A 12,182-nucleotide genomic window follows, 5' to 3' on the forward strand; every position below is an offset into this window, starting at 1 on the left:
CATGACATACAGATATATTACCCTATTTCTGTTAATACCCCTATATTTTACCGGCTTTGCACAACGCAAGGCCGGTAAAACTGTTTTTATACTGCTTGATGAACAAGCCATTGAGCAATGTAAACAACAGTACCAAAATAAAGACACAGCCATGGCGGCACAGGTAAACAACCTGATCGCCCGTGCCGATACCCTGCTGAGTGCAGCCCCCTATTCAGTAACATTTCACAAAACAAAACTCGCTCCAAGTAACGATAAGCACGACTATGTAAGTCAGGCGCCCTACTGGTGGCCCGACTCTACTAAAAAAGATAGCAAGCCCTACATCCGCAGAGATGGCCGGCGAAATCCCGAAATTTATTTATTGCATGATGGAAGTCAGATGGGCAACTTATGCAATAGCGTAGAACAACTCACGCTGGCCTGGTACTTTACAGGCAACGAAAAATATACACAGAAAGTTAAAACTTTACTGCAGGTTTGGTTCATCGATCCGGCTACCCGGGTGAACCCTAATTTAAACTACGCGCAATATATTCCAGGGCTTAATGACGGCCGGGGTATTGGCATTATTGAAACTACGGGTTTAACCGTTATACCTGATATGCTCACTTTGCTGCAATCAAGTAAAAATATCGACAACAGTTTGATCAGTGGTATCAAACAATGGTATAAGCAATACCTGAACTGGCTGGTAACCAGCAAAAACGGTAAATCGGAACATAGCCAGATCAATAACCATGGTACCTATTACGACCTACAGGTGGTTGATTTTGCTTTATTTACCGGTAACCCGGCTTTAGCCAAACAAACCCTGCAACAAACCACCATCGCCAGGATCGATCAGCAATTTACACCTGATGGCGCTATGCCGCTGGAACTTATCCGCACCAAATCATGGGGTTATGCCAATATGAACCTTTGGGGCTGGTGCCGCCTGGCTAAAATGGCAACATTAGTGAATGTTGATCTCTGGCATGAGCAAACCATCGATGGCAAAGGCATTAAAACGGCTATCAATTGGCTCATGCCGTACGCGTTGAAGCAAAAAGCATGGACTCATGAGCAAATTGAACCTTTTACCTACGGTATGTTTACACGCATTGTTCATGCCGCAGCCGCTGTTTATCCAGACGATAACCTCAAACAATACTTAAAAGAGCATCCGCTAAAAAGTCGCTTAAACGATATCAATTAGCAGGTTTTATATACTTATGAAAAGATCCGTATTATTCTTCCTAACCCTTCTTTCAGCGTTTAGCCAGTTGAGTTATGCCCAGCAAAAAACAAGGCTTACCGGCAATTGGGAATTTTTAAAGCAGGACATCGGCGGCGTATGGGAAGCTGTGCGACCAGTTACTCCCAGTAACCCCGAAAGTGTCCCGGTTTGGCAAAAGGTGACTCTGCCTCATTGCTTCAATGCCCGCGACGCAGTTGATCCGGATGTAAATTATTACCAGGGCCCGGGTTGGTACCGCACCCAGTTGGATATCAAAAATCCATATACCAACGGCCGCACTCTACTCCATTTTGAAGGTGCCGGGCAAAAAACCGAGGTATATGTATACACCACCAAAGTAGGCGCTCACTTAGGCGGCTACGATGAGTGGACCGTAGATATAACCCAGGCCATAGAAGATTTTAAGAAAACAGATGTCTATCAAAAAAGATTTAAAGGCCGTATCCCGGTGGAGATCAGGTGTGACAACTCTCGTAACCTGGAAACTATTCCTTCACAATTGTCCGACTTTAATGTTTATGGAGGATTGTACCGTTACCTGAACCTGGTTTACGCTCCTGCTGTTTCATTGGATAAGATATTCGCTTCGGCACAAACCAATAAAGAAGGTAAAATGGGTGAGCTACAGATTAAAGCACGGTTTTATAACCCAGGCAATAGCTCTGCTGCTGATTGTTTGATCAAATTGATGGATCCGCAGGGCAAAGTTGTTACCAGCAAAACTTTTCAGCTTAACAGTTTAACCGGTGATGTTTCGATTGGTTCATTTCAGATAAAAAAACCAAAGTTATGGTCGCCTGCTGATCCTGCTCTGTATACGGTTGAAGTATCTGTAAAAACGGGCGAGCATGTTGATGTACAAACCGAAAAAATAGGTTTCCGCAATTTTGAATTTGCCGATAACGGGCCGTTTTACCTGAATGGAAAACGACTGCTGCTCCGCGGTACGCATCGCCATGAAGATCAGGCTGGTGTTGCCGGGGCCATGACCGACGACATGATGCGACACGAAATGCAGATGATGAAAGATATGGGTGTCAATTTCATCAGGCTTGGCCACTATCAGCAATCCCGTACCATATTGAATTTATGCGATAGCCTGGGCATCCTCGTTTGGGAAGAAGAGCCCTGGTGCCGTGGTGGTCTTGGCGGCGAGGGCTATCAGAACCAGGCCAAACAAATGATGACCAACATGATCGAACAGCATTTTAATCACCCGGCCATTATTTTGTGGGGCTTGGGTAATGAGAATGATTGGGAAGGTGATTTCCCGGTGTTCGACAAAGAAAAGATCCGTGAGTTTATGAAAGCGCAGAATGACCTGGCACATCGCCTTGATCCTTCGCGCAAAACAACCATCAGGCGCTGCGATTTTTGTAAGGATATCCCCGATGTGTACTCTCCTTCTATCTGGGCGGGCTGGTATCGCGGGTTATTTACCGAATACAAAGCAACCTCCGAAGAAGAATTTAAAAAAGTAAAACACTTTTTTCATGCCGAATGGGGTGGCGACAGTCATGCCCTGCGCCATTCTGAAAATCCGGATAAAGCATTAAGCAATATCAAGGCCGGAACAGGAACAGACGAACGCCTGGGCGACGCTTCTTTATACGGTGGTGCAGCCCGTGCATCAAAAGACGGTGACTGGAGCGAAAGCTATATCTGCAACCTGTTCGACTGGCACTTAAAAGAACAGGAAACTATGTCATGGCTTACGGGTTCGGCGTTCTGGATCTTTAAAGATTTCTCTACTCCTATCCGCCCGGATAACCCCATCCCCTATATGAACCAAAAGGGTGTGGTTGAACGTGATCTCACACCAAAAGAATCTTACTACGTATTCCAATCCTATTGGACGGAAAAACCTATGGCACATATTTACGGGCACAGCTGGCCGGTACGCTGGGGTGATGCAGGTGAAGAAAAGATGATAAAAGTATACTCCAATTGCGATAATGCCGAGCTTTTTGTAAACGGTAAAAGCTATGGTGTAAAAAAACGCAACAGCCAGGATTTCCCGGCGGCAGGTTTACGTTGGATGGTGCCTTTACAAACAGGCAATAACGATATCAAAGTAGTGGCTCACAAAGGCAAACAAACCGTTACCGACCAGATCAGTCAGCAATACCAAACCGAAAAATGGGGCAAACCAGCCAAAATAGTGATCGAAAAAGTGAAAGATGAAAATGGCGAGACCACCATACAGGTAAAACTACAGGACAGTAAAGGCGTACAATGCCTTGACTCCGTAAACTGGATCGTGTTTTCGTTAACCGGCGATGGTACCTTGATAGATGATCTGGGCACTTCAAGAGGTTCGCGTAAAGTACAAGCCTATAATGGGCGCGCTTTGATCAGTATAAAAACAAATAACGGTAAAAGCGTGGTGGGTGTACAATCGCCGGGCTTACCGACAGCATTCATTAATTTATAAGCTATGTTTAAAATACGGTATCTATTACTTCTTTGTTTGCCCCTGCTTTTGTTAAGCTGGCAAACAGACACAGGGTTGCCTGTTAAACAACAGGTAACAGCCACATTAAAGGCCGATATACTAAAAGAAGCCGCCTGGGCGCTTAAACAAAATCCGGTAACCGTTACCGCCGAAACTTGTCCACGCAGCTCAGGCGGCAAGCATGATTTTTATTCCGAAGGGGATTACTGGTGGCCAAACCCGCAGGATCCTAATGGCCCTTACATACAAAAGGACGGATTGACCAATCCGCAGAATTTTGTGGCACATCGCCTGGCCATGATCCGCTTCGGCCGTATCATTGGCGCCCTGGCATCGGCTTATCAGATCACCGGTGATAAAAAGTATGTAAAACAAGCGCTCTGGCACCTAAAAGCCTGGTTCATTAACTCCGAAACCATGATGAACCCCGATCTGCAATATGCGCAAGCTATCAAAGGAGTAGCCACAGGTCGCGGTATAGGTATTATTGATACCATACAATTAATGGAGGTGGTTCAGGGTCTGGAAGCGCTGCAAAACTCAGCCTTGATTGATCAGCAAACGTTGGCGGGTATCAAAGGTTGGTTTACCCAATATATTACCTGGCTTACCACCCATCCTTATGGTAAAGACGAAATGAACGCCAAAAACAATCATGGTACCTGTTGGGCCATGCAAACAGCCTGTTTTGCCAAATTTACGGGCAATAAGGAGGTGCTGGATTTTTGCCGTAACCGGTTTAAAGAAGTATTGTTACCGAGCCAGATAGCAGCTGATGGTAGTTTCCCCTTAGAGTTAAAGCGAACTAAACCCTATGGTTATTCTATATTTAACCTGGATGCCATGACCACCTTATGCCAGATACTCAGCGACAAAAACGATAACTTATGGACCTATCAAACACCCGATGGTCGCACTATCAAAAAAGGGATCGAGTTTTTATATCCCTTTTTAAAGGATAAAAATACCTGGCCCTACGCGCATGATGTAATGCACTGGGAAAGTTGGCCGGTAGCCCAACCGTCCCTGATATTCGGCGCCGCAGCCTATGGTAATGCCAATTGGCTCAATACCTGGAAAAAACTGGATCATGCTCCCATGGACGAAGAGATCATCAGAAATTTACCGGTAAGGCACCCGCTTATCTGGCTTAATTAAAACCACAAAAAAGGCCGATTCAATAGAATCGGCCTTTTTTGTGTACTACATGGTATATTATCAATCTGGCAATTGCCGGTAGAACTTAGTTTCGGTTACTACCGGTGAGTCGGCAGGATAGGTAATATATTTTAATGTTAATAGGTTTCCGTCAAGCTTAAATGTGCTATTATCATAAAGTTTAATATTACTTGCCGTTTTAACCGATGGCTTATTTGGATCTTGTTGAGTCATTTCTTTGATCGTAACCTTTAAACTATCACCTTTAGTAAGATAAGTCCCAGTATAAACCGTATAAGAAATTTGTCCTTTATCATAATAGGACAATGTTGTGCTAAATGTGCCATCACTACCAAAATTTAAACTGCGTGAAAAATTAGCATCGGGTATCGTGACAGACCAGCTTCCAAAAAGCGTTTTAGCAGGCTCCGGCACCGGCGACTTCTTATCCTTTTTGCATGCTCCGATAATTAGTATAGTGCAAATCAAAACGCCATGGAACGCGCCGATAAAATTTGGTTTAAGTGATTTCATAAAATACAGGTTTTATAGCCATTACGGCACACTAAAACATTTCGATACAATCACTTATCATTTTTATCAATATACAGGTTCTCCTATACTTATACCATATCGCTTTACAGACGACCTGAAGATCTCTTTAGCTACCTGCGTTAGATTCTGCCATTCAAAACCACCATAAATACTATCAAATGATATTTGTTCAACCCGCCTGATCACCCTTGCCAACTCATTCTCTGGTAAAGGAATAACATTGGGATAGCTGTACATAAAAGCCAGATGTTTTTTGCTTTTGGCTACATAAATGCTATCGCCGGTGAGTAATGTCCCTTCTGCTGATAGGCCGGGTACCCGTAACACGCTGCTACCAGGGAAATGCCCACCGGTATTGATGATAGAAATGCCATCCCATAGCTGCCGTTCGGTTCCCTGCCAAAACCTGATGTGTGGACCTTTGTTAAACATCCATTGGTCATCAGCAGCATGGATATAAACCGGGCAGTCGAATACCTCTGCCCATTCGTTCACATTGCTGTAAAAGTGAGGGTGCGAAAAAGCTATGGCCTTTATACCACCTTTTGACCTGATAAAATCAATGATCTCCTGGTTAAGCAACGGAATGCAGTCCCACAGAATATTGCCACCTGGCGAAAGTGTTAACAAAGCCCTGTTCCCCAGCGCAAATAATGGCGTTACCTGTAAAGAGAAAAGCGAGGGACTAAGCTCACTGATCAATACCCGGTGATTAGCTGCTATTTCGTTTGAATTAGTCCAGGTTTGGCCATCTTCGGTCAGGTATTGCCGGTCATCATTACATATCGGGCAAAATTCGGGCGATGATAGTTCTGCTTTATATTGTGTACCACAGGTGCAGCAAGTGTTTTTTATTGGTTCCATAAGTTTTAATGCTTTTATATTATTTAGTCCTCTCCTGCAACCAGGTGCATAGCAATAGCTATCCGGTTCCAGCTGTTGATGGTTGTGGTTACAAAAATCACTTGAGCCAGTTTTTTCTCACCCAACAATCGCAATGCATTTTGATAAGTTTGATCGGATACACCGTGATCGGCAATACGGGTTACTTCGGTAGCCAATTGTAGAATGGCTTGCTCTTCTTCGGTAAAAAATGGAGTTTCCCACCAGGCGGCCAGTGCAAAAAGTCGTTGGGTAGTTTCGCCAAGGGCGAGGGCATCCTTGGTATGATAGTCGATACAATAACCACAGCCGTTGATCTGGGATACCCGTATCCTGATCAGTTCCTGTAAGCGGCGCTCGAGGTCAAACTGTGGCAGATAGTTATCGGCCACAGCCATGGCCTTGTAAATACGGGGCTCAGCCTCGTTAATATTCATTCTGCGTTTCATGTCTGCTTAGATTAATTATGATCTAATTTCAGACATTATTGGACTATTCAGCTAGTCCAGACATGACAGACAAAATAGTCCAGAATGGTAAATTAGCCATGGAATCAATCAATAGCATGATCGGTTTCGATATCCTCCCCTTTCCACACTTTTTTGGCGGTCCAATCCTCATCGGCTTTTTGCCAAAACTCATCAGATGGCGGTAAACCCAGTACCAGAAAAGCTTCGGAACAAAGGTAAAGGCTTCCCGTCGATATGTACCCTTCGCCAATATCGGGCTGATGTCCGTACAAACCAACCCGCAGCCAGCCCTTATCATCAAAAGTCCCGGGGGCCTCCAGTTGCCGTTTGATCAGCGTATACAAAGCCGCCCTTACCTGCTGCGGTTTCACAGCATCAGGTAAAGCGTGCATTAAAGCCATTTTTGACAACAATTGAAAAGCGCCAAAACGATAAGCCAACGAGCGGCCAATGGGTGGATAGGTACCTTCGGGAGATATCAATCGTTCCTGAATTGCCGCATACCTTCGGGCACGTTTCAACGCGGTATCGTAAGTTGTTTTTTGGTCAACGCCGGCGTCCTGAAGTGTTTGCAGAACCTCCAGCAGCATGGGCTGTATTACAAAACTGTTGTAATAATCCCAATGAAAATCGGCACCATCGCCATACAGGCCATCACCCTTGTACCACAATTGATGCTGTTTGATAGCGTAATCCATCCGCATCCTGTCTCCATAATTATCAAATTTCAGTAAAGCGGCTTCAATGGTAGCGCTAAACAGCAGCCAATTATTATAACCCGGCGTAATAACCCGCGACGATTTAAACGCGGTAATAATATTGGCTTTGGTTGCGGCATCCAGCGGATCCCACAATTGATGCGGCGCACGCAGTAAAGCCTGGGCCAAAAAGGCGGCATCAACCACGGGTTGAGCGCCTTTGTTAAAGTTCATAAAATCGGCACTGTTGGGGTCGGTAGCGTTATGAAGAGCCAAACGCGCCAGGGTGATATACTTTTTGCGTAGTATGCCTTCCGGGGTTTGAGCAGGACCTAATTCTAACCAGGGTGCCATACCTGCCAGTAAACGCCCGAATGCTTCCAGATAGGTATAATTTTTACGATCACCGGTTTTGGCTTCCACCGGCATTTTCTGTTTAAGCTCATTTTTACTCAGGGTGATCAATACCGGATCGGCTATTTTCACCAGTGATTTAATCAGGTATTCCCGTTCCTTTTGACCAACATCATTATTGGCTGGCGATTGCGCCATTACCGTGCCTGATAAAGGCAAGAATAATATTAAACAGAAGAGTTTACGCATTTACAGGCAATTAATTTTCAGTTTTACCGGGGAACTTATCGAACAAAGCTTTCAGTTCCTTTGCTTTTTCGGGATATTCCTGGATAACATTGGTTCGTTCGCTCGGATCATATGACAAGTTAAACAATTCTATCTTGGATTCCTGTGCCTGACTTGATATTCCCGTATTGGTATTGGCCGATTTTACCTCCCGGTATTTCCAATCGCCCTGGCGTACCGCTTCGCAAATACCGTTGTTTACATAATAGATCTCCCGGTGTTTAGGATGGCGACCGCCTTTGCCCAACAATACATCCGAAATAGATTGACCATCGAGCACCCTCCCTTTTGGCAAAGGCGCATTTACCCATTGTGCCAGCGTTGGCAATACATCCAGATTGCTCACCATGCTGGTAATGGATGCGCCAACCGGAGTATGCCCTTTCCAGTAAACGATAAAAGGTTCGCGTACGCCGCCCTCATAACTTTGCCCCTTGCTGCCACGAAAAACGCCTGCCGTACCGGCATCCCAGGGTTTGGTAGCACCATCGCCCGACATACGCGACGGAAACTCGATCCAGGGCCCGTTATCACTCGAAAACATAAATATGGTATTATCGGCCAAACCTTGTTTTTCCAGCTGTGCCCAAACCTCGGCCAGGCTCGCGTCCAACTGCTCCACCACATCACCCAGGTGACCACCATCAGAGCGGCCTTTATTTTTTTGCGATGAAGCAAAGGCAACCGGTAAATGCGGCACATTATGCGCCAGGTACAGGAAAAACGGTTTGCCTTTCTTTTGTTCTTTGATGTACCGGATAGCCTCATTCTTATACAGATCGATGAGGGAGGAATCTGCAGGTTTGATCACCTCCGGTTGATGTCCCCTGAATATTTTAAGCGTGGTATCGGTTTTAACATAAGGATACTTATAATCATGGCTGTACAACATACCGTAATAGGAGTCGAAACCTTGTGCCATGGGATGGTTATAGGGTTTATGATCGCCCAGGTGCCATTTACCAATCATGGCGGTTTTATAACCCACAGCCTTCAACATTTCGGCAATGGTCACTTCCTGATCAGGCAAACCTAATTCCGACCCCGGAGGTATGGGGTAAGGCAGATTCATCCGCGAAGCATAACGACCTGTTAACAACGATGCTCTTGACGGCGTACAGCTTGGACTGGATACCACATAGTTGGTTTCACGAACACCTTTTTGGGCCATTTTATCCAGGAACGGTGTTTTGATAACCGGGCTTCCATAACAGCTCAGATCGGAATAACCCATATCATCGGCCAGTACAAAAATGATATTTGGCCGTTGCTGTGCTTTGGCTCCAAATGAAACCAATAACAGGATCAATAGCGTTAGTCTATTAAAATATTTTTTCATTAAAAATTTATACTGGTTTAATGTTTATCAAAGTAACCGGTTACACCTTATGTTTGCAAACTGATAACCGTTATTATTTTGTTACAAAAGAGAATCTCAAATAAAATCACACAACTTGTCATTTCGAACGAGGTACGAGGAGAAATCTTGTACTATTGACCTATCGCTTATATAAGATCTCTCCTCGTACCTCGTTCGAGATGACAGGGTTGATAGTTTATTTCTACAATGATTGGATCTTGTTCCAGTCAACCACCCCTACTTTTCGCGCCCATTGCAGGTATTCTGCTTCCAGGGCTTTTACTTTATCGAGATATTTGGCGGCAAGATTGTTTGTTTCGGAGCGATCGGCATCCAGGTCGTATAGTTCCCAGGGCTGGTTAATTTCGGCAACCAGTTTCCAGTTTCCTTTTCTGATGGCGCGGCTACCTTCGTGTTCCCAAAAAATAGCGTCATGACCATTCCAGGGTTTGTTGAGCAGTACGTTTTTCAGGCTGGATCCTTCCAGCGGTGTTAACTGCCTGTTTTTAAATTCCTGCGGATAGGTAACGCCCGCCAGATCAAGACAGGTAGGCATCAAATCGATAAAATGAGCGGGCTGCGTGTTGGTACTGCCAGGTTTGATAACACCCGGAAACCAGGCGATAAAGGGAGTGGCGATGCCACCTTCGTGCGTATTTCTTTTAAACAGCCTGAACGGCGTATTACTCACATTGGCCCAGGGAATTTCATAACTATCAATAGAATTTACCGAACCGGGAGTACCGTTCTTTTGTATTACTGTCGATAAACTTTTCACCTCATCGGCGCTGCCGCCATTGTCTGATGCAAAGAGCACGATGGTGTTTTTATCTTTCCCCAGCTGTTTGAGCTTAGCCATGATCTCGCCCACACCGACGTCCATCCTATCGATCATGGCCGCATAGATAGCCATGCGGGTATCCCATTTTTCTTTCTCTTCGGGCGATAATGAATCCCAGTCGGGCACCCGGCTTTCGCGATCAGATAGCTTCCAATATTTTTTGATGATACCGCTGGCCACCAGTTTTCCGTAGCGCTGTTTGCGCAGCTTGTCCCAACCCTTCAGGTATTTGCCTTTGTAACGGGCAATATCTTCAGGCAGCGCCTGGATGGGCCAATGCGGGGCGTTGTAGGCTACATATAAAAAGAACGGCGACTTATCCTCTTTAATTTGCTCTAATGACTGTTTAGCGAAATCGGTAATAGCCTGGGTGAGGTATTTGGAGGTATCATTCCTCGTAATCTCCTTATCGTTTAGCATAAAGGTGATCTTGCTGCCATCGTTATACAACGGGGCCGAATTAAAATAACTGCTGCCATTATTCAACATAGTGAATGATCTGTCAAACCCTCGGTTAAAAGCTAATGCTGATGGCTGCAATCCTACGTGCCATTTGCCCGATACAATGGTATTATAGCCCGCTTGGTTCTTTAATAACTCGGCAATGGTAGCGCAATGATCATTCAGATAACCCTGGTAAGCTGGCGAACCTTTATATTTCACCATGTCGCCCACACCGGCCTGATGCGGGTATAAACCGGTTAACAAGGCTGTTCGCGATGGGCAACACCTGCCGGCATTATAAAACTGGGTCATTTTTAAACCCTCGCGGGCCAGTCTGTCAATATTGGGCGTATAAATCTCCGAGCCAAAACAGCCCAGATCGGCAAAGCCCATGTCATCGGCTAAAATCACGACGATGTTGGGTTTGGAGGGTTGCTTTTGTGCGAAGGTAATGCCCGGGAGCAGGCATAAAATAAGGAATAGTAAACGTTTCAATGGTGGTGGTTATTTGTTTACACTAAATGTCATTTCGAACGAAGAGAGAAATCTTATACACCGGGATATAATAGCGTAAAAGATTTCTCCTCGTTCCTCGTTCGAAATGACAGAAGGAAGGGTGATGACTATTTGGTTTTCGCGATGCTTGAGGTGGTCTGTGCCACCGCTGCTTCAACCTGGGCAACTGATGAAAAACCTTGTTTTTTCCAGACTTCTTTTTTATTTTGGTATAGTACCAGGGTTGGCAGCACATTTACTTTCAGTTCTTTAGCCAGGGCGGTATTATCATACACCTCGATGCTGATGATCTTCGGGGTAAAACCTGTTTTGGCTTTCAGCGAATCCAGTACAGGCACCAGTTTTTTGCAGGCGCCGCAGTATCTCGAACCAAAATCAACCAGTACTAATGGTGATGAACCGGTAAGCTCGGTAAATTGTGCTTTGGTTAAAGAAACGCCTTTTTTGGTAGTTGAAATAATGGGATAACCAGAACCGATCCAATTGGCTAATCCACCCGGCAGCTCTTCTACATCTTTAAACCCTTTGGCGCGCAATTCGTTGGATAAAACCTTGCTGCGGCCATTGGCAATGGAGTAAACAAAGGTTGGCTTGTCTTTGGAAAGCGCATCCAGGCGCTGCTGATAGTCGGCGGCTTTGGCATCTACATTAACAGCGCCTTTGATGTGGTTCTGCACAAATTCCTCAGCCGAGCGAGCATCCAGTACCTGTGCATCTTTAGATTGCTTTAGTTTGGCGGCAAAGGCCTCCAGTGATAACAGGGGTTTATCGGTTTGGGCCTGCGCATTAGCAATCCCCGTGGCGGTTACGATTACCGCCAGCAAAAAACTCTTTAATTTTTTCATATTTTTAGTTTAGTATCTATTTAGTATCTATTTAGTATCAAGTAATTAGTATCATGTATCAAGACAGAAATTTATA

At 45.1% G+C, this 12,182-nt stretch carries 10 protein-coding genes; 3 read left to right on the plus strand and 7 right to left on the minus strand.

Going from position 1 to position 12,182, the window contains the following annotated elements; all coding sequences use genetic code 11:
* Position 1: 1 nt before the first annotated feature.
* Genes ACTJKG_RS07150 through ACTJKG_RS07160 form a run of 3 tightly spaced genes read left to right on the plus strand, consistent with a single transcriptional unit; the run spans position 2 to position 4,853 of the window.
* Complete coding sequence (locus ACTJKG_RS07150; protein WP_440738773.1) at positions 2–1,198, plus strand: alginate lyase family protein; 1,197 nt, start codon at positions 2–4, stop codon at positions 1,196–1,198.
* 16 nt (positions 1,199–1,214) lie between these two features.
* Positions 1,215–3,674, plus strand: a complete 2,460-nt coding sequence (locus tag ACTJKG_RS07155; protein ID WP_440738774.1) for a glycoside hydrolase family 2 TIM barrel-domain containing protein — start codon at positions 1,215–1,217, stop codon at positions 3,672–3,674.
* 3 nt (positions 3,675–3,677) lie between these two features.
* Complete coding sequence (locus ACTJKG_RS07160) at positions 3,678–4,853, plus strand: alginate lyase family protein (protein ID WP_440738775.1); 1,176 nt, start codon at positions 3,678–3,680, stop codon at positions 4,851–4,853.
* Between the two features lie 60 nt (positions 4,854–4,913).
* Here ACTJKG_RS07160 and ACTJKG_RS07165 read toward each other — a convergent pair whose 3' ends face one another.
* The 7 genes from ACTJKG_RS07165 to ACTJKG_RS07195 form a co-directional block, all read right to left on the minus strand.
* Positions 4,914–5,387 carry a hypothetical protein gene (locus tag ACTJKG_RS07165; RefSeq protein WP_172333024.1) on the minus strand — a complete coding sequence of 158 codons (474 nt, stop codon included), beginning with the start codon at positions 5,385–5,387 and terminating at the stop codon, positions 4,914–4,916.
* 66 nt (positions 5,388–5,453) lie between these two features.
* Positions 5,454–6,272 (minus strand): hypothetical protein, encoded by an 819-nt coding sequence (locus ACTJKG_RS07170; RefSeq protein ID WP_440738776.1) that lies wholly within the window; start codon positions 6,270–6,272, stop codon positions 5,454–5,456.
* Positions 6,273–6,295: 23 nt separating this feature from the next.
* The gene (locus ACTJKG_RS07175) at positions 6,296–6,739 is read right to left on the minus strand and encodes a carboxymuconolactone decarboxylase family protein (RefSeq protein ID WP_172333022.1); all 444 of its coding nucleotides are present in this window, start codon (positions 6,737–6,739) and stop codon (positions 6,296–6,298) included.
* Positions 6,740–6,843: 104 nt separating this feature from the next.
* On the minus strand, positions 6,844–8,061 hold the full coding sequence (locus ACTJKG_RS07180; RefSeq protein WP_172333021.1) for a DUF2264 domain-containing protein: 1,218 nt from the start codon (positions 8,059–8,061) through the stop codon (positions 6,844–6,846).
* Positions 8,062–8,071: 10 nt separating this feature from the next.
* Positions 8,072–9,439 carry a sulfatase family protein gene (locus ACTJKG_RS07185; protein ID WP_440738777.1) on the minus strand — a complete coding sequence of 456 codons (1,368 nt, stop codon included), beginning with the start codon at positions 9,437–9,439 and terminating at the stop codon, positions 8,072–8,074.
* A 223-nt stretch (positions 9,440–9,662) separates the two neighbouring features.
* The gene (locus tag ACTJKG_RS07190) at positions 9,663–11,240 is read right to left on the minus strand and encodes an arylsulfatase (protein WP_440738778.1); all 1,578 of its coding nucleotides are present in this window, start codon (positions 11,238–11,240) and stop codon (positions 9,663–9,665) included.
* A gap of 128 nt (positions 11,241–11,368) precedes the next feature.
* On the minus strand, positions 11,369–12,106 hold the full coding sequence (locus tag ACTJKG_RS07195) for a thioredoxin domain-containing protein (protein WP_172333019.1): 738 nt from the start codon (positions 12,104–12,106) through the stop codon (positions 11,369–11,371).
* Between the last annotated feature and the right edge of the window lie 76 nt (positions 12,107–12,182).

The organism is Mucilaginibacter sp. 22184 (assembly GCF_052045695.1).
GTDB lineage: Bacteria > Bacteroidota > Bacteroidia > Sphingobacteriales > Sphingobacteriaceae > Mucilaginibacter.

Bases quoted from the DNA above. Each gene is read 5' to 3' on its own strand.
- ACTJKG_RS07150 (WP_440738773.1), top strand. From the start codon at position 2: ATGACATACAGATATATTACCCTATTTCTGTTAATACCCCTATATTTT.
- ACTJKG_RS07155 (WP_440738774.1), top strand. From the start codon at position 1,215: ATGAAAAGATCCGTATTATTCTTCCTAACCCTTCTTTCAGCGTTTAGC.
- ACTJKG_RS07160 (WP_440738775.1), top strand. From the start codon at position 3,678: ATGTTTAAAATACGGTATCTATTACTTCTTTGTTTGCCCCTGCTTTTG.
- ACTJKG_RS07165 (WP_172333024.1), bottom strand. From the start codon at position 5,387: ATGAAATCACTTAAACCAAATTTTATCGGCGCGTTCCATGGCGTTTTG.
- ACTJKG_RS07170 (WP_440738776.1), bottom strand. From the start codon at position 6,272: ATGGAACCAATAAAAAACACTTGCTGCACCTGTGGTACACAATATAAA.
- ACTJKG_RS07175 (WP_172333022.1), bottom strand. From the start codon at position 6,739: ATGAAACGCAGAATGAATATTAACGAGGCTGAGCCCCGTATTTACAAG.
- ACTJKG_RS07180 (WP_172333021.1), bottom strand. From the start codon at position 8,061: ATGCGTAAACTCTTCTGTTTAATATTATTCTTGCCTTTATCAGGCACG.
- ACTJKG_RS07185 (WP_440738777.1), bottom strand. From the start codon at position 9,439: ATGAAAAAATATTTTAATAGACTAACGCTATTGATCCTGTTATTGGTT.
- ACTJKG_RS07195 (WP_172333019.1), bottom strand. From the start codon at position 12,106: ATGAAAAAATTAAAGAGTTTTTTGCTGGCGGTAATCGTAACCGCCACG.